The 22,283-nt window shown below is 57.9% G+C and carries 19 protein-coding genes; 8 read left to right on the top strand and 11 right to left on the bottom strand.

Going from position 1 to position 22,283, the window contains the following annotated elements; all coding sequences use genetic code 11:
* Positions 1-378: hypothetical protein (locus JUF21_RS04165; protein ID WP_203663177.1), on the top strand; the 378-nt coding region annotated here is incomplete at its 5' end.
* 66 nt (positions 379-444) lie between these two features.
* Here the strand turns inward: JUF21_RS04165 and JUF21_RS04160 are convergent.
* From JUF21_RS04160 to JUF21_RS04130, 7 genes are all read right to left on the bottom strand, one after another.
* Positions 445-1,734, bottom strand: a complete 1,290-nt coding sequence (locus JUF21_RS04160) for an adenylosuccinate synthase (RefSeq protein WP_203624575.1) — start codon at positions 1,732-1,734, stop codon at positions 445-447.
* Positions 1,735-1,910: 176 nt separating this feature from the next.
* A complete protein-coding gene (locus JUF21_RS04155; protein ID WP_203624574.1) occupies positions 1,911-3,065 on the bottom strand; it encodes a hypothetical protein in 1,155 nt (384 codons plus the stop codon).
* A gap of 411 nt (positions 3,066-3,476) precedes the next feature.
* A complete protein-coding gene (gene dnaB / locus JUF21_RS04150) occupies positions 3,477-4,916 on the bottom strand; it encodes a replicative DNA helicase (RefSeq protein ID WP_203624573.1) in 1,440 nt (479 codons plus the stop codon).
* 506 nt (positions 4,917-5,422) lie between these two features.
* The gene (gene rplI / locus JUF21_RS04145; RefSeq protein WP_125754931.1) at positions 5,423-5,878 is read right to left on the bottom strand and encodes a 50S ribosomal protein L9; all 456 of its coding nucleotides are present in this window, start codon (positions 5,876-5,878) and stop codon (positions 5,423-5,425) included.
* Positions 5,879-5,890: 12 nt separating this feature from the next.
* On the bottom strand, positions 5,891-7,897 hold the full coding sequence (locus JUF21_RS04140) for a DHH family phosphoesterase (RefSeq protein WP_203663175.1): 2,007 nt from the start codon (positions 7,895-7,897) through the stop codon (positions 5,891-5,893).
* Positions 7,898-8,162: 265 nt separating this feature from the next.
* Complete coding sequence (locus JUF21_RS04135) at positions 8,163-8,663, bottom strand: DUF1307 domain-containing protein (RefSeq protein WP_203624571.1); 501 nt, start codon at positions 8,661-8,663, stop codon at positions 8,163-8,165.
* The gene (locus tag JUF21_RS04130; RefSeq protein WP_203624570.1) at positions 8,644-9,162 is read right to left on the bottom strand and encodes a transcription repressor NadR; all 519 of its coding nucleotides are present in this window, start codon (positions 9,160-9,162) and stop codon (positions 8,644-8,646) included. Before JUF21_RS04130 ends, JUF21_RS04135 begins: the two co-directional genes overlap by 20 nt.
* A gap of 134 nt (positions 9,163-9,296) precedes the next feature.
* On the opposite strand from JUF21_RS04130, the gene JUF21_RS04125 reads away from it, so the two are divergent.
* The gene (locus JUF21_RS04125) at positions 9,297-9,647 is read left to right on the top strand and encodes a hypothetical protein (RefSeq protein WP_203624569.1); all 351 of its coding nucleotides are present in this window, start codon (positions 9,297-9,299) and stop codon (positions 9,645-9,647) included.
* Between the two features lie 60 nt (positions 9,648-9,707).
* Positions 9,708-10,400, top strand: coding sequence for a tyrosine-protein phosphatase (locus JUF21_RS04120; RefSeq protein ID WP_203663173.1), 693 nt, complete (start codon positions 9,708-9,710; stop codon positions 10,398-10,400).
* Between the two features lie 150 nt (positions 10,401-10,550).
* Here JUF21_RS04120 and JUF21_RS04115 read toward each other — a convergent pair whose 3' ends face one another.
* A complete protein-coding gene (locus JUF21_RS04115; RefSeq protein WP_203624567.1) occupies positions 10,551-11,021 on the bottom strand; it encodes a DUF1307 domain-containing protein in 471 nt (156 codons plus the stop codon).
* Between the two features lie 201 nt (positions 11,022-11,222).
* Here JUF21_RS04115 and JUF21_RS04110 point away from each other — a divergent pair, with 201 nt between their 5' ends.
* The gene (locus tag JUF21_RS04110) at positions 11,223-12,344 is read left to right on the top strand and encodes an NAD(P)-dependent alcohol dehydrogenase (protein WP_203624566.1); all 1,122 of its coding nucleotides are present in this window, start codon (positions 11,223-11,225) and stop codon (positions 12,342-12,344) included.
* A 69-nt stretch (positions 12,345-12,413) separates the two neighbouring features.
* Here JUF21_RS04110 and JUF21_RS04105 read toward each other — a convergent pair whose 3' ends face one another.
* Positions 12,414-13,757: a 6-phospho-beta-glucosidase gene (locus JUF21_RS04105; protein ID WP_203663171.1), complete on the bottom strand. Its 1,344-nt coding sequence runs from the start codon at positions 13,755-13,757 to the stop codon at positions 12,414-12,416.
* 172 nt (positions 13,758-13,929) lie between these two features.
* Between JUF21_RS04105 and JUF21_RS04100 the strand changes: the two genes are divergently transcribed.
* From JUF21_RS04100 to JUF21_RS04085, 4 genes are all read left to right on the top strand, one after another.
* The gene (locus JUF21_RS04100; protein WP_203624564.1) at positions 13,930-14,679 is read left to right on the top strand and encodes a MurR/RpiR family transcriptional regulator; all 750 of its coding nucleotides are present in this window, start codon (positions 13,930-13,932) and stop codon (positions 14,677-14,679) included.
* Between the two features lie 628 nt (positions 14,680-15,307).
* Positions 15,308-16,195, top strand: coding sequence for a hypothetical protein (locus tag JUF21_RS04095; protein ID WP_203663169.1), 888 nt, complete (start codon positions 15,308-15,310; stop codon positions 16,193-16,195).
* A complete protein-coding gene (locus JUF21_RS04090) occupies positions 16,188-16,922 on the top strand; it encodes a hypothetical protein (protein WP_203624562.1) in 735 nt (244 codons plus the stop codon). Before JUF21_RS04095 ends, JUF21_RS04090 begins: the two co-directional genes overlap by 8 nt.
* Before the next feature lie 204 nt (positions 16,923-17,126).
* Entirely contained in the window at positions 17,127-17,882 is a 756-nt protein-coding gene (locus JUF21_RS04085; protein WP_308439750.1) for a GntR family transcriptional regulator, read from the top strand.
* A gap of 54 nt (positions 17,883-17,936) precedes the next feature.
* Here the strand turns inward: JUF21_RS04085 and JUF21_RS04080 are convergent, their stop codons facing one another.
* Positions 17,937-19,979 (bottom strand): beta-galactosidase, encoded by a 2,043-nt coding sequence (locus tag JUF21_RS04080; RefSeq protein WP_239061427.1) that lies wholly within the window; start codon positions 19,977-19,979, stop codon positions 17,937-17,939.
* A complete protein-coding gene (locus JUF21_RS04075; RefSeq protein ID WP_203663179.1) occupies positions 19,969-22,218 on the bottom strand; it encodes an alpha-galactosidase in 2,250 nt (749 codons plus the stop codon). The genes JUF21_RS04080 and JUF21_RS04075 overlap by 11 nt, the downstream gene beginning before the upstream one ends.
* Positions 22,219-22,283: the final 65 nt, after the last annotated feature.

Below are 22,283 nucleotides of genomic sequence, written 5' to 3'. Positions count from 1 at the left end.
ACCGATGCATGGCGTAACAGCCTAGACCACTATCAAGAATTCGTTATCATCGTTGCACTTGACTTGAAAATTGAGGAGGCGAACTGGATGATACTTAACATCCTCATCGTAGTCTATGCAGCACTCACCATCTTTGCCGTCATTGCTGACTGGCAACCCACTGTACTGGTAAACTGGGTCAGCTTAGCCGCGGCGATTTTTTTGCTACTTGGTCTTCGGTGGCATTGGGCGATTCTAGTCGCTATCGTTCTGCTGCTGGCTGCGGCCATTGCCCAGGGCTATCAGCGCTACGGCCACATCCACTGGTCGCATCTGGTCGTGCGCCTGCTGCTGAGTGCGGCGATATTGGTTTTTGGGGGATTGCAGCACTGGCACTAACTCACACGCATACAGCAATGCCCCCGGTTCGCACCGACGCGAACCGGGGGCATTTTTAGCCTGACGTTAGAATTTCTGCCAAATATCTGCCAGCACATTGGTCTGCTCGCGGTCCGGGCCCACTGAGAACGTCAACAGGTCGACGTTGGTCAGTTCAACGATGCGCTTCACATAATTGCGGGCGTTTTCGGGCAAGTCGGCCAGCGTCTTGGCGCCGGTGATGTCCTCGTCCCAGCCGGGCAACTCCTCGTAAATCGGCTTGCAGGCCGCCAGCTCCTTGAGTGACGCCGGGTAGCGCGTGATGGTCTCGCCGTTCAGATCGTAGGCCGTGCAAATCTTCACCGTCCTGAGCCCAGTCAGGACGTCGATCGAGTTCAGCGCGAGATCAGTGACTCCGGCAACGCGGCGCGCATGGTTGACCACCACGGCGTCGAACCAGCCAATACGACGCGGACGGCCGGTGACGGTGCCGTACTCGTGGCCGGCCTCACGAATGAAGCTGCCATCGTCGTCAAACAGCTCGCTTGGGAACGGGCCGTCGCCGACACGCGAGGTGTATGCCTTGGCCACGCCGACCACGCGATCGATCTTCGACGCGCCAACACCAGACCCAGTGGTGACCCCACCGGCCGGATTGGATGAAGTGACAAACGGGTAGGTGCCCTGGTCAACGTCAAGCATGGTGCCTTGCGCGCCTTCAAACAGTACGTTTTCGCCGTGGTCGATGGCGTCGTTCAGCACGACGGACGTGTCAGTGACGTATTGCTTAATTTGCTGACCATAGCCGTAGTATTCCTCGAAAATGTCGTCAAAATTCATCGGTTCAGCGTCGTAAATCTTGGTGAACAGCAGGTTCTTTTCCTTGAGGTTGGCGCGCAGTTTTTCCTCAAAAGTCTCCCGGTCAAGCAGGTCGGCGATGCGAATGCCGACGCGGGCGGCCTTGTCCATGTACGCCGGGCCGATGCCGCGGTTGGTGGTGCCAATCTTGTCCGCGCCCTTGGCCGCTTCCTGCAGCTTGTCCAGCGCGATGTGGTACGGCAGGATGACCTGCGCCCGGTCGGACACGCGCAGGTTATCGCCGGCAACGCCTTGCTCGCGCAGGTGCGCCAGTTCTTCAACCAGGCTCTTCGGGTTGACGACCACCCCGTTGCCGATCACGGACAGCTGGTGTGAATGCAGGATGCCGCTGGGGATCAGCCGCAGCTTGTACACCTGACCGCCCTGGTGAATCGTGTGCCCGGCGTTGTCCCCGCCTTGATAGCGGCCGATGATCTTCGCGCCTTGGCTGAGGAAATCGGTAATTTTCCCCTTACCTTCGTCGCCCCACTGTGTGCCAACAACTACGACTGTTCCCATGACTGCTCGCTCCTTCGTCTCGATTGGTAAATGCCACTCATTGCCACTCAGTATGATAACAACATTGCGGCTGGCTTTCAAGCCTAAACCCGAATGTTAATTTTTTAAATTTAAAAAGAATACAAAAAATCCGAACAATTTGTGTCCGGATTTTTCAATATTCAAAAATAACCGAATTACCGTTCGTGATGCAGCCGCGCTTCCTGCAGGTAGGCATAGATGTGGCCGAACGCGATCTCCTGCACGTCATCAAACGCGACCAGGGCCGGCTCACTGTCACTCGGCAGCTGCATCTCAAAGTTGGCAGGGCCGACCGCCTCGGGCACGCCCATCAGGTGGTCGTCATCGTCCTTGGTGCGAACGCGCACCACCCGCTCGAAGGCCGCCGCCTCCTGGATCAGACTCTGAAACAGGTCTGAGGAGCTGTCAAACTCGCGGTCCGCGTTCAGCACCGGCTGCTTTTCCAGGTGATTGGCCATCATCCAGTCGCTGTACGCGCGAACCGTTTGCAGGTAATCCGACGCCAGCGTCACACTTTGCAGACTGGTGAGCCGCAGCGCCACGTAACCGCCGAACTGACCCGCCATGTCCTTGAGCCGCAGCACGACCACGCTGTCGTTGATGGCCTTGACCGTGCCGACATAGAACTGGTCGTCCCCGCCCTTCGGCATCGCCGCCAGCAGTGTGCCGGCGGCCTGCGCATCCGTGAACACGGACTTGAGCTGGCCGTCGTTTTGCACGATCTTAGTGACGACGTGGCGCAGTTCGTCGCGTTTTTGAACCAGCTGACTTTCCAAATGCAGCTCAAGGCCCTGAAACTCGACCACCAGTACGTCACTGAAATCGACCTGCATGTAGCGCACATCAGTGTAATTGAACTTGTTGAACACGGACAGCGTCATGCGTCCTTCCGCGACGGCCGTCACCTGGCCTTCCAGATACGCGTCATCATCGGCGAGGATCACCAGGATTACCTCACCCGTTCGCTGCGCCTGGGCGGCCAGCTGGTGCATCAGGCTTTTGCGCGGGTCAAAATGCAGCTCGGGGCTCGGCTCCGCCATGGTGAGAAAATGCTTCTCCGCCGCCACGCGCATGCGAAACGACATGTCGACCAGGTCATCCCCGGCGAACTCGACCTGATCGATCGCGGTGAACGCAATCAGCACCGCCCCGTCGGCGATCCCCGCGTCGTTGTACGTCGAAAGGAGCACCCGCTGCTTGCCCAGCGACTGTACGTAACCAGTGTAAAAATCATCGGTGTCGCGCTGGTAGACGTTGATCAAAAGCTGCTCGTTGAGGGCAGTCATGAGACTCATCAAAATTGCATCCATGGTGGGGACCTCCTTTCTGTGAGGTTGCGTAGGGTCTGCGCGCTTAGGGAAACAGCTAGCCTAGCCTACCGCATTGGCGCCGTTCTTTGGCGCCGAGGCGGTGGGCGTTGATCAGCCAGTCTCGCAAAGCGAGTTACTGGCTGACATGCGTAGCTGCTAGATGCTTCCCCGTTGCAGACCCGAAGCGCGACTAAGTGTACATCCGTCGTATCACTCAGTCGGGCAACAGGGTGGTACGCCTAGTCGCGCTCCGCACTGGCAACGCGGGAGTGGATAGCTACGCTCAGCGCCTCGAAGCCAAAGTGCGGCTTCAATGCACTGAGCTATGATCAGACTGTAGCCGTTCACGGCGTACAGTCTGACATGCATAGCGGCTATCCATCCCGCTAAGTTCGCCAGTGCTTCGCAGCCTTACTCTTGCATCGGTGCCAGCGAACTGAACTTGTTATAGGACTTCACAAACAGCAACTTGACCGTACCGCGCGCGCCCGAACGGTTCTTTTCGATGATGACTTCAATTGGGCCAACATCCGGCTCGTCGCCGTTGCCCTGGGCATTGTTGTTGGTATTGTCGGCGTCATCGTCGTCGCCGCCTTCACCGTCGCGGTAGTAGTCCTCGCGGTACAAGAACGCGACAATGTCGGCATCCTGCTCGATCGACCCGGATTCACGAATATCGGACAGCACTGGCCGTTTGTCCTGGCGCTGCTCAACGCCACGCGACAGCTGCGACAGTGCGATGACCGGGCAGTGCAGCTCCTTGGCCAGCTTTTTCAGCTGACGCGAAATCGCGGAGACTTCCTGCTGCCGGTTTTCGCCGGTGCCTTCGATCAGCTGCAGGTAATCGATTACGACCAGGCCCAAGGGGTGAGCACCCTTTTCCTGATTACCATTCTTGTCTGTGGTTTTCTTTTCCTTCATTTCCTTTTGGAGCTTGAGGCACTCGGAGCGAATCTGTGCCACGCGCATGCCTGGGGTGTCGTCGATGAAAATCGAGGCATTGCTCAGGCTGCCCATCGCCACGACCAGACTGTTCCAGTCGTCAGGGGTCAGCTGGCCCGTGCGCAGGTGCTGCGAGTTGATGTTGCCTTCCGCACACAGCATGCGGTTGACCAGGGACTCCGCCCCCATTTCCAGCGAAAACATCGCGACAGTCTTCGGCGTCTTGGTACCGACGTTTTGCGCAATATTCAGGGCGAACGCCGTTTTCCCGACGGCCGGGCGGGCGGCCAAAATAATCAGCTCATCGTCGTGCAGGCCGGTCGTGATTTCGTCGAGGGCCTTGAAGCCAGTCGGCAGTCCCGTGATGGTCTGATCACCCTGCGCCAACTTGTCGATCTCGTTCATGGTCAGGTTCAGCACGTCTTTGATGGGGCGGAACCCGCCTTGCTGGTTGCCATCGTTGACCTTCATGATCGCCGATTCGGCGTTTTCCATCAGCGCTTGTACGTCATGGGGATCGTCGTAGCTCTGCTGGATGATTTTCGTCGCGGCATCGATCAGCTGGCGCAACTGCGCCTTGTCCGCGATAATTTTGGCGTAATAGACCACATTATCTGGCGTTGGGACGGCGTCGGACAGCTCCATCAAATACGGCACGCCACCGACGTCATCGAGCTGGTTGTGGTCGTCCAGGTAATTCTTGACCGTGACCACGTCGATGCCTTCCTCGTTCAACGACAGGTCGGACATCGCGGCGAATACGAGCTGGTTTGCGCGCTTATAAAAAGCCTCCGGCACGAGGAACTCTTCGGCCGTCGCAAGCGAACTTGGGCTCAGAAAAATGCCCCCGAGAAGCGCTTTTTCGGCGTCTGTATCTTGCGGTGGCATGTTCCGGATCTGATTATCCATGCTCGAGGGCTCCTTTTCTTACATCGTGAGTTATCTTATATAGTTTAGTTTACGCCGCAGGGTTTAGCAACAGACCGACCGCCAGGAAAAAGTAGGTCAGCATCCCGCCAGCACAACATTAGACGTCAATTAAATGACACCCGCTATGAATCAAAAAAGTGCACTGACATGGTATCCTATGCTAGCCCGCCGTGCGGTGGCACACCTTTCAGACTCAAATTGGAGGTGATGCCTATGTTATTATTTTGGGGGCCTCCAGAATGGAGGACGCGTGAATACGTTTGAAGTGTTAACGTTGCTGTTTCAATTTGGCACGTTAATTGCTTACATCGTCATCAGCCGCGACCAAAAGAAATAGCCGCCCGGCCATAAGCCAGACGACTGAAGAATCAATCTAAAGTCTGAAGGTGACCACCGGGTTCAGCGGCGGGTGACCCAGGGGCGTCGTGTTCGCGCACGGCGCCTTTTGTGTCTCCATTATAGCATGGTGAACAACTTGCCCGCTACTACTTCTGCGCGGTGATGTGAACGCGGATCCTGGCGTCGACGCCTGGGTACAGGTGAACCGTTACATTGCGGAAACCAAGGGCACGAATCGGCTCCGGCAGGTCCATCTTGCGCTTATCGACCTTGATCTGGTACTGCTTTTCCAGGGCCTGGGCGATTTGCTTGCTTGGGATCGAGCCGAACAGCCGGGAGTCCTCGCCGGCCTTGCTTTGGATCTGCACGACCGTCTTGTCGTCTTCGAGCTTAGTTTTGACGGCTTCGGCCTCGGCGCGATGTTCAGCCGCCTTTTTCTCTTCAAGCTTCTGCTGGCCGCGCAAGGCACTCATTGCCTGCGGAGTGGCCGGCTTGGCCTTACCGTTTTTGATCAGGAAGTTCTGTGCGTAGCCATCCGGGACCTCTTTGACCTCGCCACGGTTACCTTTGCCTCGTACGTCCTGCGTAAAAATCACTTTCATAAGATGGCCTCCCTAGTTTTCTTCCTTTTCCGTCTTGATGGCGTCTTTGAGCATCGCCGTCGCTTGCACGATGGTTTTGCCTTGAAGCTGAGTCGCCGCATTATTCAGGTGACCGCCGCCGCCAAGCTTTTCCATGATCAGCTGCACGTTGATGTTGCCAAGGCTGCGCGCAGAGATGCCCACGGTTGAATCAGACCGCCGCGTGATCACGAAGCTGGCCTCTATGCCGTTGAGCGACAGCAGTGTGTCCGCCGCCTGGGCCGCGATGACCGGATCATACGTCTGAGTCTCTTCACCCGTACATAATGCCATAGTTGGCGCGATCATTTCAATCGTGTCAATCAGGTGGTTCTTTTGAATGTACGAGTCGACGTTCTCCTTCAAAAAGTTCTGCGTCATCTGCGGATCGGCGCCCAGGCTGCGCAGGTACGACGCGGCGTCAAACGTCCGCGTGCCAGTGCGCATCGCAAAGTTGTGGGTGTCGACCGTGATGCCGGCCAGCATCGCCGTCGCCTCAAGCTTGGACAACGTCGCCACGCCCTTCGGCTGGTACTCGAACATTTCGGTGATCAGCTCACACGTTGAGCTGGCGTACGGCTCGATGTAAACCAACATCGGGTCTTCTGGGAACTCCTCGCCGCGGCGGTGATGGTCGATGATGACCGTGCGCGTCGCCAGGCGGTCGAACAGCGCCGGCGCCGCCGTGATCGACCGCTTCGAGTGGTCGACCAAGATCAATAGAGACTTGTCGGTGGCCTCGGTCAGCGCCGCTTCCGGCGTAACGATGGCGTTACCGATGTCCGGATCCTTGCCAACTGCGCCCATCAGGCGCTCGACGTCAGAGTGCAGGTGCTCGGGATTGATCACGACGTAGCATTCCTTGCCGTTCATCTGGGCGATGCGGCGAATGCCAAGGCTGGCGCCGATCGCATCCATGTCAGGCCGATCGTGCCCGACGACAAAAATCTTGTCCGTCTGCTTGAACAGCTCCTGCAAGGCCTGCGAAATCATGCGGGCCCGTACGCGGGTGCGCTTTTCCATCGGGTTCGTCTTGCCGCCGTAAAAACGGGCCTGGGCATTTTTCGCGCGGACGACGACCTGATCGCCGCCGCGGCCGAGCGCAAGGTCCAGGTTCGACTGCGACGTGATCGCCAGTTGCGCCAGGTCCGAGTCGCCGTACGCAATCCCGACCGACAGCGTCAGTGGATAATTCTGCTTCGACGTTTCGGTGCGGATCGTATCGAGAATCTTGAACTTGTCGGCCTCAACGGCTTCCAGCGAGCGCATATAGGCGATCATCAGGAAGCGGTCGTTGGCCACGCGCTTGACGAACATGCCGAACTTGTTGGCCCAGTCGCTCATTTGGTTGGTAACATAGGAGTTCAGGTTCGTCGTTGCCTGGTCATCCATGGTTTGGGTAACCTCATCGTAGTTATCCAGGAACACCTGGCCGATGGCGATGCGCTCGCCCTTTGCCTTTTCCTCGATCTGAGCGTAATGCGTGATGTCCATCAGGTACGCGACGCCGATCGGCTTTTGCACCGTCAGGTTGAAGTCGTGACCGCCCCAGTGAACCTCGGACAGCTCTGTGTCGTCCTGGTGCGCGGTGATGACATCCGCCAGCTCGCCGTCGATGTCCTTCAACGGCCGGCCCAGAATGTCCTCATCCTTGAAGTACTGCAGCAGGTATGGGTTCGCCCACTCCACGTTCATCTTCTGGTCAAAAATCAGGATCCCGACCGGCATCTTGATCAGGGCTTCCTGCTCCCCGCGCTTGATGCGGTAGGACAGGTCAGAGATGTATTTATTGGTCGACACCGTGATGCGTTCCAGGGTGAAGAACGTGGCCACGACCAGGCCGAGCAGGAACAGGAACAAAAGCAGACCCAGCCAGGGTTTGATGAAGACCGCGATCACCACGTCGACCACGGCTAGGCCGGTCATGATCAGCGCCAGATAACGCAGCCGCACGTCTTCTAAAAAAGACGGCAGCGTAATTTTTTCAAGTAATTTTTTCATAGTCCTCGCTAACTCGCTTTCGCAGTGCTGCTAATCGCTTTAATGTGCCCTTACAGTTTAACATATTATTAAGGAAAGGCTGCGAAGCCGAGCGCACTTAGTCCGATGGCTAGCCTAGCTCAAGGCATTGGCGCCGTTCTTTGGCGCCGAGGGCTTGAGCGTAGCTGGACACTCGGACGTTGCTCGGCTGAGCGCGACTAAGGCTGCGAAGCCGAGCGCACCTCAGACCCACGACAAAAAAGGCCGGCTCATCAGCCGCCCCCCTTCACCGCTTAACTTTCTTGTACCCGTCCTGCTCCAACGTGTGCGAGACATTATCCAGGCTGATGTGATCGACCTTGCCGGGACTCGGCTGGCCGTCCGCCTGCGCCAACTTCTTCATACTGGCTCGGGCTGGATCGACCGTGACCACCTCCCGGGCCTTCGTGCCGGCAAACGTCGCATTGGCGGTCACGCCGCGCAGCTTGTCGTGAGCCTTGGCATCGGCCCTCACTACTCGCCGCCAGCGCTCAGCTTCTTTTTTAGCCGCGCTTTTGCCCACAATTTTGACGAAATCAAGGTCCAGCGTGGTGACCTGCTTGTCGACGCGGTCAGAGCGGCCGCGCGTGTAAAAGACCATCGTCGTGGTCTCACCGCCGCCGCTCTTCTCAAACACGGTCTTCTTCACTGCCTGGCTGCAACCTGCCAGAAGCAACACTAAAACCAAGACGCCGAACCACCGCGTCAGGTTTGCGAAAAATGGCTGGCTAGCGGCTGGTCTCTTCATAAAGGTACCCGGCCTCGCGCAGGGACGCCTGAATCGCCGTCAGCTGGGCGGGCGTCTCGTAGGCGATCGTGTGCAAGTGAATGCCGTCGGTCAGCTCCGAGAGCATTTTTCCCTTATTCTTCCGCATGCGGCCGAGAAACAGGTTGATTTCGGCGTGCGTGCGAATCTGCAGCTCACCGCGCAGCTGGCCGTAGAGCGGGTGGTCGACGATGACGTCAAGCACCGCGCCGCCGTTATCGACAATGCGGCTCAACTCGTCGCCCGCCTGCGCCGGGGTGTGGCGGCAGACAATAATGGCCTCATGCGCGGCGTCCTCGACGTACATGTACCCGCGCGGCGTGGCGACCAGTTCCTCACCATGGGCGCGCATCAGGGCGATGTCGCCCACAATGGTCTGCCGTGACACGCCAAAACTTTCCGCAAAAGTGGTCGCGGTGATCGGTTTTTTCGCCGTGCTCAGCTGCATCTGAATCTGAGCCTGCCGTTCTGCACTATTCATAATGGTCAACTCCTCTTGTGATAACTTTAACGCAAAGCGCGACAAGACAACAGTCTTAACACACACTTAACCACCCGCACGCCTGGCACCATGCTATCGTAATGGTGAAGCAAGAACTGGGGAGGGAGCGGAAAATGTTCAAAAAACTGTTGATTGCCCTGTCCGCTCTGCTGGTGGTGGGTGGCATCGGGTTTGGCGTCGCCTTATGGCCGGATTTCGTGGCCCGCAGCACGACTTTGAACACGCTGAACGCCAAGCAGTGCGACCTGAACCGGTACACGGATCCGGAAACCGCGCAGGCGCTGCAGTCAGACCACTACCGGGTGGTGCTGCAGTCCGACGACCAGGGCTGGGCCGGCACCGCCGCCTACGCCATGCAGATCAACGGTGTGTCCTACTGGGTCGAACTTAGCCGCCGCGGCAAAATTTTCCCCGAAGAAAAGCTCCTGCGAATCAGCCCGTTTCAGCCTGATGGCACAAATTGAGCAATCGGCTTCGCGCGTAAATGCTAAACTGAAGACGACCATCAACGGGAGGATTCAGCAATGGCAGAAACCAAGGGACACTTAATTGAACTGGAAGGCACAATCAACCTGCGCGACATGGGCGGCTACCACACCAAGGACGGCCGCACCATTCGCCGCCACCGCCTGTACCGCTCCGGCCTGATCACCTTCATGCCGGAAAAAGTGCAGCAGCACATGCTGGAAGTCGGGCTCAACCAGGACCTCGACCTGCGCCAGGCGGACAACTCGGACAACGCGCCGGACGTCAAGCTGCCCGGCGTGACTTACTACAACCTGTCGCTTTACCCCTTCGCCGACCATCCCCACTTTCAGGAGGAATTTCGCGGCGCGGACACCGCCAAAAAGTTTGAGCTGGCACGCTTGTCCTACCAGTACATGGCGACCGACCCGCGCACGGCGAAAATGCTGCGGCGGGCGATCCAGCTTATCGTCCAAAACGAAACCGGCGCGACGCTGTTTCACTGTTTTGCTGGCAAGGACCGCACCGGCGTCGTCGCGATGCTGATCGAGGGCTTGCTCGGCGTGCCCGAAAAAGTGGCCCACCAGGATTACATTGTCACCAACGATATCCTGCTGGATCGCTTCAAAGACGAGCAATCCGCCGCCGACCTACCGATGGCGGATCGCATGGTGACCGGCATGAACTCGCAGCCCGCCGATGACAGCTACTTCGAAACTGTGCAAAAGGTCGTCAAGAAGTACGGCAGTTAGGAAGAATACGCCAAGCGGCATTTGGCGCTGGCGGACAGCGATATTGCCGATCTGCGGCGGTTATATCTGGAGTGATGGCAGCCTGATTCTAGGCTGTTTTTTGTTGCAGGCGGACAAAAAAATCGGCCATCTCTGACCGACTTCGTGTTGCTATTGCTCTTTAAACCCTGCCGCCTTCAGTGTGTTGACCGAATCCTTCAAGCTGACGGTGTTCTTGGTGCCCTTATCCAAGCCCTGCGCGTCCTTGAGCTTTTGCATGTCAACTTTGGTGTAGTCAATCGTGATGTTTTGGGTGACCGTGTTGCCTTTGCGCGTCACCTTGGTCGTCACGCCCTTGAGGCCCTTGTAACTGTTGACCGATTTTTTCAGTGAATTGTAGGCGGAGTCTAGGTCCTTCTTCTTTTTGGAGCCGATCAGCTTGGTCAAGTCGTTCTCGCTGGTCAGGCTTTGCTGCTGGACCTTATCTGAATTGCGCTTCGTGTAGTAAACCATTGTCGTCTTAGCGCCGGCGACCTGGGTGTTGACCAGCGTCGTCTTGTGCTCGAACAGCGTGCAGCCGGCCAGCACGGTGATGCTGAGGACGGCAGCGGCGGCGATGAGTGCCTTAAGGATTTTTTTCATGAACGTGCTCCTTTAATGAACCAGATTGCCCGACAGATTCCTGCCGGCGAATTAGGTTTTATCATAATAGTTTAACCTAGTGAGTGCAACCGGCCCGCCCTAATCTACGCTGATGAAAATTTAATGGAAGCGCTTCACTTTTCGAAAAAATTGTGAAATAATGAACAGTGTGCCAAATGAAACCTCAAGGGAGTGTGTAATTTGAAGATCAAAGCAGCTGTTGTAGAGAAGCAAAACGCGGATTTCGAGATCAAAGATGACGTCGAACTCGCCGAGATGGGCCCGGACGACATCCAGGTCCACATGGTTGCCAGCGGCATCTGTCACTCGGATGAGGCCCTGCGCATTGGCGACGCCGTCATCGACTACCCAATCGTCCTCGGCCACGAAGGCTCCGGCATCGTCGAGAAGGTCGGCCCGGAAGTCACCCAGTTCAAGCCAGGCGACCATGTCGTACTGAGTTTTTACGCCTGCGGGAACTGCAAGTCCTGCCTGAAGGGCATCCCGACCCAGTGCGAGAACTACGCGCACAACAACCTGTCGGGTATTCGGCCGGACGGCTCCAGCCACTTCACCGAAAATGGCCACCACGTCGCGGACATGTTCGACCAGTCCTCGTTTACCACGACTACCGTGGTGCGTGAGCGCAACGCCGTTAAGGTCGACAAAGATCTCGACCTGCGCACCCTCGGCCCGCTGGGCTGCGGCTACGTGACGGGCTCCGGCACCGTGCTGAACACCCTGAAGCCAAAACCTGGCGACACGATCGCCGTCTTCGGCACCGGCGCCGTTGGCCTTGCCGCCATGATGGCCGGCCGCATTTCCGGCTGCGTCAAGGTCATCGGTATCGACATCGTGGACTCCCGCCTGGCGCTCGCCAAGGAGCTCGGTGCCACCGACGTCATCAACTCCAAGGACGTTGACGTGGTCAAGGCCGTGCAGGACCTAACAGGCGGCCGCGGCGTTGACTGGGCCGTTGACACGACTGGCGTCACCGCCGTCATGGAAAACTCCATCAAGGTCCTTGCGCAGGGTGGCACCACGGCAACCATCGCCGTCACCCCGCACCACATCGATGTCGACACCTGGAACGACCTGTGCGTGGACGACAAGAAGATCGTCGGCGTCAACATGGGCGACTCGGTCCCGCAAATCGACATTCCGCGCCTCATTGACTTCTACAAGATGGGCATGTTCGACTTCCCGAAGACCGAGAAGTTCTACAAGTTCGACCAGATCAACGAAGCCAACGCCGATTCCCGCTCCGGCAAGACCATCAAGCCGGTGCTCGTGATTGACGAAGACTACAAGCCTGGCGAATAATTTCGCCGCCAAGGCAAAACAAGACCCCGCTGCCGCATAGAAAAGCCTATGCCGCAACGGGGTTTTCGTTTACTTTAAGGTACCGTCGGCCCGCAGCTTGGCGAGGTCGACTTGTGGCAGGTACTGCTCATTGGCCACCAGCAGCTCGTTGAGCAGCGGCCGTGCGTCAACGTCAGAGTGAACCGCGGGATTGATGGTCAGGGCCTTCAGCGCAGTGGCGTAATCCCCGGAAACCGCCGCTTGGCACCCTACCTGCTCGAAGCTCTTCATCTCGTGCACAATGCCGGCGCACGCCTGCGGCAGATGGCCGGTCGCAAGCGGCACCGGGCCGTGACCAGTGATGATGCAATTCATTTCCATCACCGAGTCCGGTGCCAAGTCCAGGCAGCCACCGTTGTTCGCGACGTTGACGACCTGCACGTCGCGCTTGTCGGCGTATATCGAGTAAATCAGGTTGCAAGAGGCCCGACTGTAACCCGACCCGCCGCGCTTTTTCAACTCTTCCGGCAGGGTGACCAGCGTTGGGTCGCGGTAAATGTCGAAAAGCTGCTTCTCCAGCCGCTCGGCCACGACCGCCCGGCTACCTTCGTGCGCCGCCGCCCGCTGCTCCTCGGCGACGACCTGTTTATTTTTCCAGTAATACTGCAGATAGCTGATGGGAATCACACCGAGGCTTTGCAAAAAGTCGCCGTCCCAGTTGCCGATGCCGGGATTGTCAACGCGTTGCTTCTGGCTGGTCACCAGCTTGATCACATGTGCCGTCACGTCCTGGCCGTCGAGGTAGATGTGCTTGGCGAACACCAAGTGGTTCAGGCCGATGAACTCAACGTAAACGCGCGCCGGGTCGACGTCCAGCGCCTTGACGATATCGCGGCGAATGTTGTCCGGCCCGTTGCAAAGCCCAATGACCTTGGTCCAGTTCGTGTAGTGCAGCACCGCCTCGGTCATCATCCCCGCCGGGTTGGCAAAGTTGATCAGCCACGCCTCCGGGCAGAGCCGCTCCATGTCGTGCACAATGTCGATCAGCACGGGAATCGAGCGCATCGCCATCATCAACTCGCCGGCGCCGTTGGTCTCCTGCCCCAGCGTGCCGTACTTGATTGGAATATTCTCGTCGTTGACGCGCGCCGGCAGCTGGCCAACGCGAAACTGCGTCGTGACAAAATCGGCATCGGCCAGCGCGGCCTCACGGTCCAGCGTCGTGACGATTTTCATCGGCTTACCTGCCGCCTTGACCATGCGTTTTGCCATGGCCCCGATCACGTTGAGCTTCTCCTCACCGCTTGGCACATCGACCAGCCACAGCTCGCGCACCGGCATTTCATCGTACCGGTCCAAAAAGCCTTTCACCAGCTCCGGCGTGTAGCCTGAACCGCCACCAATTGTCGCAATCTTTATGACACGTTTTGCCATCTGACTCACCCTTTTTCAAAAAGATTCACTTGCTACCGTCTTCAATATAGCGCGTCTGGGGCGGCGTTCAACGTTCTGGCAGTATGCGGGTACTGTATCGTCAATTGGGTTGTTGTAACGTTTTCAATACAGGTCGTATCAGGTAGTGTAAACTGAAAGCGAGGTGATTCACATGCTGTTTCTCGACCACGCCGTCGAGCTATCCGACATCGACTTGGCGATTTATAAGTACGTCCTGCAAAACCTGGACAAGGTGATTTACATGCGCATTCGCGAGCTCGCCGCCAACACCCACACCAGCACGGCGTCGGTGCAACGTTTCTGCCGCAAGTTCGAGTGCCAAGGCTTCACTGAATTCAAAATTCGGCTCAAGCTGCTGCAGGAACAAACCGCCGCCCAGACTCGGCCCACGCCAGTTGACCCCGGCATGTACATCAACTTCTTCAACCGCGTGACGACGCCCGATTTTGACGCGAAGATCCAGGCCGCCGTGCAGCTGCTCAAGCAGTGCGAGCTGGTCTTGTTCATCGGTGTCGGCTCCTCCAACGTGATGGCTGAGTATGGCGCGCTTTATTTCTCCTCGCTGTTTCACATGGCCGTGCGCATTGAAGACCCCGTCACCTATCCGCAGCGCTATTTTCCCAAGGCCTTGCTGGATAAAACCTGCGTGATCGCCCTGTCCGTATCCGGCGAGACGCCCGAGGTAATCAGCTATCTGAGTAACTTGTCATTCCGCGACAGCCACACCCTGTCCATCACGAACTCCGCGCACTCCACCGTCGCCCGCCTGACCGACGTGAACATCGCCACCGACATTGCCAAGGAGCATTACGTCGAGCAGGACGTCACGTCGCAGGTGCCGTGCCTGTTTATTTTGGAGTATCTGGCGAAGATTCTGCATGAGCAGACGACAGCAAAATAGTTCCTGTGGAAAGACCGCCTTTCCTGAAATTTCCAAGAAAGGCGGTCAGACATCAACGTGTTTTCATAAATGAACGTACAACAAGGGCACCATCCCTCTCGAAATGGTGTCCCCTGCCACCGGGATTTCCCCGGTGGCTTTTTATTGCGGAGTTTCCCCCGCCTGCTATCCCCGTTACGTTGCCGCTTCGAGTCGCTTTATTAAGTTAGGAAAGTGATAGCAGCATCCTGCCATGCGTCCTGAAAGGACCCCATACATTGGAGTATGGGCTTCTTAGCCAACCGATCGGCGGCTCGGCATGCCTGGTCAACCCCATGATATAGGTCGGATCGCCAGGTAGTTTCAGGGTGGTGCTGATGAGGTTGTTCCTTCCTCACCCACCCGTCATCCAAATGCAGAATAACACGTCGTTGAAACCGCTGTCAATTATTTTACTGTCAATTTTGTAAATGTTTTTGCCTGAAATTTCACAGTATTCTTCCATATCAATGCATTGTCCCAGAGTTAAGAGACACCATAAGCAATTTTTCTTATATGATGCTTGATCAAAACTACTCAAGCATATTATTTTCTTTCCTTCAAGGCGGGGCTTACACTGACCCCAAACATCTGAAAGGAGGGACTAACCATGGCTCAGGAACTAGTGCTGTTGACGATTGAGGGCTGGGTAATGAACGCGCATCTCAGTTATGTCATCGATCCCGGCGGCGAGCTTGAGCAAATGCCGATGCTGGTTGTCTACGCGGATGCGTTTTGGGACAGGCGCGAAGAGCAGTTAGCCATCCCCAGTCAGCCGATTCAAGTCGAATTCAATCAGGCGGTGGCGTGGCAGAAAACCGTGTGGACCTTAGGTGAGCGGCTGCGAGCAACGGGGCAAGTCGCCGCCGTGAATATCACCAAAACCAAACAGTACAAAGCCATTCAAAAAACGCGGCAGGAAATCTTAACAGTCGATCAAAACACCTTACACGCCTTTAACACCGGCCTGCTCCGCCGCGACAACCAGCTCGCTCGCGCCGCAAAATGGCGGGCCGAATACCTGGCCGGAAACATCAGTCTAAACACGTTGCAGAACCAGGAGAACCGCATTTTTGCCCGAGAAGGCCGAGTCTGGCTGGAACTGCTGGCGCGGATGCATGATAAGCAGCTGACAATTCGGCGCAACGCACTGCCCGCGCTCTTGGCTGGGGGTCGAACGACTTATCTATTGCGGGCACCCTTTAATGTCGCGCGAACGGTCGGGGCCCAGCCGCGCCTCATTTATCCGCGGAAGACAAAGGTCGACCAACCGGGAAAACAAGTGGTGATCAAGGCCAAGGCTCGCGAGCCGACCGTCGCCAAAAAACAGACGCTCGATTCGGCGCACCGCCGCGAATCGTTAAACTCACTGCGACATTTCCGGCGAGCCTGGCTAGCAGCAGGGCGGCCGGTTGACGTCTTGCCACCAGTGCCGCCTAGTTTACAAAAACAACAACAAGCATGGCTCTCTTACGAGGAGGCAAACCATCATGACTAGGTACTTTTTTGAAGGCCTGATTGAAGGCGGCCAAACCGCCACGATTATGACCCAGGACGGTCGGTTCGGCGAGCTGGATTTGGTCCATTACGTACTCAAGTATGCCGACATCGACCTGGATAATCCGACCGAGGCGCAGAGTGAGCGCGCGGCGCGCCTTGCGGACCCGCCCACCCGCAACCAGTTTTATTTTCCGTTCGGCCGCGACTTCGCCCAGTCAACGGCCCGTATCGGGGAAACTGTCAGTGTGGTCGGCGAACCGCAACCGTTTGTGATTCTGTCCCCTGTCAACCGGCACAAGGCTGAAAACGTGAGAAAGAAGATTTTTAACATGGCACAATGGTGGCGGGCTGCAGGGCCGGCGAATAGCCTCCTGCACATCAGCGAGGGTCTCGACAAGCGCTTTGCCGGGGGTGTGCTCACCTTTTCCGCCTACCAAAGTCAGTGGCGCGAGATCACCAAGGTCAACGGCAAAACGCCGCGCAATGTCAGCCATCAACTCGCCGAGCAAAAACGGCTTTGGACCGACCTGCTCAAACAGATGCGCGCCGACGAGACCAATGAGCGGCGGTATCTGATTCTGCCTGACCCGGGTTCAGACATGCAGGTGATCAAAGCCATTCCCGGTCAGGATGTACTTGAAAATGACCCTGCGCTTTACACCACCCCGCTTGTGCGCCACGAGCAGTATCTCAAGTGGCTGAAGCTGGGGCAACAGACCGAATGATTTTTCCTAAGGCTCCCGCCAACAATTGCCGCCTGGCAAACTCGTTGACGGGGGCCTCATTTTTTTGCACGATTGCGTCACAACCGTTTCTTTATCGGCACCGAGAACGCTTACGGTGTAAAATAAGCACTGAGAACTACGACGAAAAAGGTTATAAACGCGGTCGGGCAATCAACGCCGGCCGCAGAACAGAAGATGATCCACATGTACAAATACCAAGAAGTCACGGCAGAACTTAAAAAAATGTTCACCAGCGGCCACTACGCCCCAGGCGACCTGCTGCCGAGCCAGGAATGGCTGGCGGCCCATTTTCACACCACGCGCCTGACTGTGCGCAAGGCGATTCAGTCGCTGATCATGGACGGCGTCGTGTATTCCAAGCGCGGCGCCGGGACCTTTTTGCGCAAAGATTTCCGCACGAATCAGCCGGACCTCACGCCGCTGAACCGGCCGGTAGGCACTACTGAAACCATGAAGGGGCGTAAAGTCACCAGCAAGATCCTCAGCTTCACCGCGCGGCTGGCAACCGAGGATGAGCAGCACCAGCTGATGATTGGCCCTGCCGACCCGGTTTATGTCATTGAGCGCGTCCGTTACGTTGACGGTCGCACCTATTCGTTCGAGCACACCATCATGCCGGTCGCCATCATGCCCCTTACCGAGAAAATCCTGAAGGGCTCGATTTACTCCGCGCTTCGGGCCCACGGCATCACAATTGCCTGCTCGCACCGCAAAGTCTACGCACTCAAGGCGACAGCCAAGGACGTTGAAGCGCTTGGGGCCAAGCTGAACGACCCGGTTCTCGGCATCAAGCAGGTCAACTACACCGAGGAAGGCAAACCGTTCGACTACTCGGAGGTCCACTTCCCGTATGAAACCACGCGGGTCAGCGCCGAGATCAAAATCGCGCCATTCCCGACGAAAAAGCCCGCCCGCCATGCTCACAGCGTCAAACAGTAACCCACGACAAAAACATCCCCCAACATTGAAGTTGGAGGATGTTTTGCTTTCTAATTACTTACTGCACAGCACGCGCACGCCATACGCCGGCAGGCTCAGCGGCCCGGCGGCAACGCGCCGGCCGGACTCGGCGTCGACAGTGGCTTGCGTCGTTGTGACCGCCTGCTTTTCAGCGCTCATGTTCATGATAAAGTAGTAGGTCTGATCCAAGCCGACACGCGCCTGCACCGACACCTGCGGCCGGGTTTCTTTGAGCAGCGTCTCGCGCAGCTCCCGATCATGGCACAACCGCTCGTAAAACACGTCGAGAAAATCGCGTCCGGTGCGCGGCCCGATGTAGTAAGCACGGCCCTGACCAACGGCATTGCGCGTCACCGCCGGCGTGCCCTTGTAAAAATCAGCCTCGTAAGTACCCAGCACCGTAGCGCCGGTCGCTTCCATCAGCTGGTTAAACTCGCTGGTTTGGAAAACCTGTCCGGCATAAGCAATACGGTTGTGCTCGCCTTCGTACAGCGAGTCAAACTCAGTCGGCCGAATGCCGAACAGCTTTTGCAGCGGCTGGGGCCAACCGTTCAGCAGCACCGTGTCGTGCGGGTCGACGATGCCGGTGAAGTAACTGGACACCAGCGTCCCACCGCCAGCCACGTAATCGCTTAGCCGCGCCTCAAGTTTCGGCGTCATCACGTACAACATCGGCGCGATCACAATATCGTAACCGGAAAAATCGCGGCTGGTCGGCACCAAGGCGACCGGAATGTCATGCTGCCAGAAGTACGCGTAGTGGTCCTCCAGCGTCTGGAAGTAGCGCTTGCGGTCGCGCCCGAACGCAGCCTCGCGCTTTTGCGCCCACAAGCTTTGCCAGTCGTACAAAATGGCGACGCGGGCTTGACGCTTGCTGCCGCGCACGCCGCCCAGCTTTTCCAGCCGCGCCCCGTACGCCGCGACTTCTTGGAACACGCGGTTGTGCGGGTCGTTGTCATGGCCGACGACGGCGCTGTGAAACTTTTCCGAGTTGGCGCGGGCCTGGCGGAACTGGAAGTACAGGCTTCCTTCCGAGTCGTGCGCGATCTGCTGAAACGAGCTCAGCGCGTGCACGCCCGGCCGCTTGGCCTTGGCCACCGGCGAGTTGACGCGCGACGGCGTGGACTCCATCACCAGAAACGGCTGGTTTTTCAGGCCATAGAAGGTGTCGTGAACGAATGCCGCCTTCATGGCCGTCTCGTCAAACGGCTCGAAGTTGTTGTTCCACTGCGGGTAAGCGTCCCAGGACACGACGTCGACATGCTGCGCAAACTTGGCGTAGTCGATGCCTTCAAGCGGCACAAAGTCCCCGTTCGCGCCTTCCGCCATGAAGTTGGTGGTCACCGGTACGGCCGGATTGGCGGCCTTGACCGTGGCCTTTTCCATGTCGAAAAAGTCGATGGTCATGTCGGTCACGAACCGTTTCCAGTCCAGCGCCATGCCATGCGTCTTGGTCGTCGCCAGCTGGCTTGGCACCTTGATTTGCTGCCAGTCGGTGTAAAGGCCGCTCCAAAAACTCATCAGCCAGGCGTCGTTGACGGCCTTGAGACTGCCGTACTTATCCCGCAGCCACTGTTGCCAATTGGCCTCACACAGGTCGCAGAAGCACTCGCCGGAAAATTCGTTGGAAATGTGCCACATAGAAAGCGCCGGATTGTTGCCATAGCGCTCAGCCAACCGCCGGTCGATTTCCTGCACCTTTTGCCGGTAAACCGGGCTTGAGTAGCAGTGGTCGTGGCGAAAACCATGGTGGTGGCGCTGCAGGCGGTCATCGACGCGGTTGACCTCGGGGTACTTTTCGGACAGCCAGCGCGGGCGGGCACCGCTTGGGGTTGCCAGCACCACGTTGCCGCCCATCGCGTTGATCTCGTCAAACACCTGGTCCAGCCAGCCGAATTCAAACTGGCCCTCCGTGGGCTCCAACGCGTCCCACGCAAACACCCCAAGCGTGACCGTGTTGATGTGGGCCTGCTTCATCAGCTCAATGTCCTGCTTCAAGATCTCCGGATAATCGAGCCACTGGTCGGGGTTGTAGTCGCCGCCGTGCAGCAGCCGCTGATCGACATCAAAGCGCATCGTTTGCCTCCTTGGTCAAAATCAAGACTTTCGACTGAAAATCGCCCTTGAGTTCGGCGACCGCCTCGTTGGGACCGTTGAACTCGTACGGCAGGCGCAGGCCGAGGTGCTTGAGCGCCGAGCCCGTGACCACGGCGTCGCGCCCACTGATCGCATACCGCGCGTGCGGGTCGGCAAACGGGATGGCCAGCCGGTCAACGGCATCGCCATCGGGATCGGCCAGCACGCGGTAGAACCCCAGAACGATTTGGCTATCATCGGCAGCCACCATCGCCCAGGCCAGCGTGTTGTGGTCGCCTTCATCAAGCGTCCGCAACAATTCGAAGCGGCCGGTCAACACCAGCGGCTGCAACTTTTTGTAAGTTTTGATCTGCTCGGTGATCGCCGCTAGCACGGCCGGTGATTCCTTGGTCAAGTCGAGCTCGTAACCGAGCGACCCGAACAGCGCGACGTTAAACCGTGTGGCCAGCGGCGTAGTGCGGTTGAGCTGATCGTTCGGCACGGCGGTCACGTGGTTGCTCATCGCGGACAGCGGGTAGGCCAGCGCCGTGCCGGTTTGAATTTTAAGCCGCTCCAGCGCATCGGTGTCATCGGACACCCAGATCATCGGCGAGTAGAACATGATGCCCAAATCGAACCGCCCACCGCCGCCGGCACAGCCCTCGATCAAGAGATCCGGGTAGGCCTTGAGCAGCCGCGCGTACAGGTCGTACACGCCGCAGATGTAGCGGTGGAAGAACTCGCCTTGCGGGCGCCCAGTTTTCGCCAGGTACTGCGAAAAGGCCTCGGTGATGTTACGGTTCATGTCCCACTTGATGTAGGTCAGCTTCGTCGTATCGATCACCTGCTTCATTTGATCAAACAGGTTATCGACAACGGTCGGGTTGGCAAAATCCAACACGTACTGGTTGCGCGCAATGGCCCGTCGCTCATCCGGCGGGGCCACGACCCAGTCGGGGTGCGCGGCCAGCAGCTTGGCATCCGGCGACACCATTTCCGGCTCGAACCACAGGCCAAAGTCCAGCCCGAGATCGCGAATCGACTGGGCAAACTGGGCGAGCCCGTGCGGGAACTTGCGCTTGTTCGCCTGCCAGTCGCCGAGACTGGAGCGGTCGCTGTCGCGCTGGCCGAACCAGCCGTCATCGAGCACGAAGGTGTCGACGCCGACTTTTTTGCCGGCGGCCGCCAGCTTCAGCAGCATGTCGGTATCAAAATCGAAGTACGCCGCCTCCCAGGAGTTGAGTACCACCGGCCGCGGCTGGTCGCGCCACTTTGGCGCCATCACGTGGTCGCGGGCAAAGGCAGAGTTTTCCTGGCTCAGCCCGTTCAACCCGGCGCTGCTGTATGTCAAAACGGCCTCGGGCGTGCTGAAGCTGGCGCTTGGGTCGAGCTGCCAGGCGAACTGGTCGGGATGGATCCCGATCATGAAGCGCGTCTGGTCCCATTCGTTGACTTCAGCCTGCGCCAAAAAGTTGCCGGAATAAATCAGGTTGAACCCGTACGCGTCGCCGCTTCTCAAAGTGCCGTCCTTGGCCTGCAGCGCCACGTAAGGGTTCTGCTGGTGGCTGGAAGCGCCGCGCTGCGATTCGATTGACGTGGTCCCCTGAGCCAGCGGGCGCACCTTCACGTGGCGCTCCCTGACCCAGTTGCCCGACAGCTGCACGAACTGGTAGTCGGCCGTGGGCAGATCGAGCCCGCCGGACAGCATGCGGTCGATGGTGACCGGCGCAGTCCCGGTGTTGGTCAGCGTCTGCCAGCGCACCACCGCGCCGCCTTGGGCAAAAATCGCGTAGTGCTGCTGCAGTTTCAGGTCATGGGCGGCATCAGCCAGGTCGATGGTCAAGACGTCGACTGCACCGGCCTCGGCGAAGCTGCGCGGAAAACACAGGTCCCGCTTTTTTTCATGCGCGACCGAGTAACCCTGATACGTGAAGTTCAGGTATAACGGCGTGGCGTTTTGAGATACCGCCACTGCACCTTGGCGAAAGTCCGAGGTCCCGCACACCGGGTACTCCTGCAGCTGGTCGGCCAGCGTGAACAGCGTGTTGTCGGCCGAAAAATGCACCGTGCCGCCGGACTTGCTTTCCAGCTTCGTGTATTCGGTCAGCGTCGCCTCGTCCACGTCCAGCCGCGGCCCGTAGTACAAGTGGCCGAGCTGGCCATTGGGCAACAGGTACAGGATGTAACTGACAGCATCGTTGGCCAAATGAAAGATTCGGTTGTCATATATCTTGAGCAGTGGTCTCATCTACTTTCTTTTTTAACCGGGCGAAAAATGGTTCCCGCCCTATAAAAAAGCGAGCC

The organism is Lacticaseibacillus sp. 53-4, from assembly GCF_016861805.1.
GTDB lineage: Bacteria > Bacillota > Bacilli > Lactobacillales > Lactobacillaceae > Lacticaseibacillus.
The sequence above is the reverse complement of the archived record's forward strand: the minus strand, read 5'-3'. Positions and strand labels throughout refer to the sequence as shown.

Bases quoted from the DNA above. Each gene is read 5' to 3' on its own strand.
- JUF21_RS04090 (WP_203624562.1), top strand. From the start codon at position 16,188: ATGACTAGGTACTTTTTTGAAGGCCTGATTGAAGGCGGCCAAACCGCC.
- dnaB (WP_203624573.1), bottom strand. From the start codon at position 4,916: ATGGATAATCAGATCCGGAACATGCCACCGCAAGATACAGACGCCGAA.
- JUF21_RS04100 (WP_203624564.1), top strand. From the start codon at position 13,930: ATGCTGTTTCTCGACCACGCCGTCGAGCTATCCGACATCGACTTGGCG.
- rplI (WP_125754931.1), bottom strand. From the start codon at position 5,878: ATGAAAGTGATTTTTACGCAGGACGTACGAGGCAAAGGTAACCGTGGC.
- JUF21_RS04085 (WP_308439750.1), top strand. From the start codon at position 17,127: ATGTACAAATACCAAGAAGTCACGGCAGAACTTAAAAAAATGTTCACC.
- JUF21_RS04125 (WP_203624569.1), top strand. From the start codon at position 9,297: ATGTTCAAAAAACTGTTGATTGCCCTGTCCGCTCTGCTGGTGGTGGGT.
- JUF21_RS04155 (WP_203624574.1), bottom strand. From the start codon at position 3,065: ATGGATGCAATTTTGATGAGTCTCATGACTGCCCTCAACGAGCAGCTT.
- JUF21_RS04080 (WP_239061427.1), bottom strand. From the start codon at position 19,979: ATGCGCTTTGATGTCGATCAGCGGCTGCTGCACGGCGGCGACTACAAC.
- JUF21_RS04135 (WP_203624571.1), bottom strand. From the start codon at position 8,663: ATGAAGAGACCAGCCGCTAGCCAGCCATTTTTCGCAAACCTGACGCGG.
- JUF21_RS04115 (WP_203624567.1), bottom strand. From the start codon at position 11,021: ATGAAAAAAATCCTTAAGGCACTCATCGCCGCCGCTGCCGTCCTCAGC.
- JUF21_RS04120 (WP_203663173.1), top strand. From the start codon at position 9,708: ATGGCAGAAACCAAGGGACACTTAATTGAACTGGAAGGCACAATCAAC.
- JUF21_RS04105 (WP_203663171.1), bottom strand. From the start codon at position 13,757: ATGGCAAAACGTGTCATAAAGATTGCGACAATTGGTGGCGGTTCAGGC.
- JUF21_RS04160 (WP_203624575.1), bottom strand. From the start codon at position 1,734: ATGGGAACAGTCGTAGTTGTTGGCACACAGTGGGGCGACGAAGGTAAG.
- JUF21_RS04095 (WP_203663169.1), top strand. From the start codon at position 15,308: ATGGCTCAGGAACTAGTGCTGTTGACGATTGAGGGCTGGGTAATGAAC.
- JUF21_RS04140 (WP_203663175.1), bottom strand. From the start codon at position 7,897: ATGAAAAAATTACTTGAAAAAATTACGCTGCCGTCTTTTTTAGAAGAC.
- JUF21_RS04130 (WP_203624570.1), bottom strand. From the start codon at position 9,162: ATGAATAGTGCAGAACGGCAGGCTCAGATTCAGATGCAGCTGAGCACG.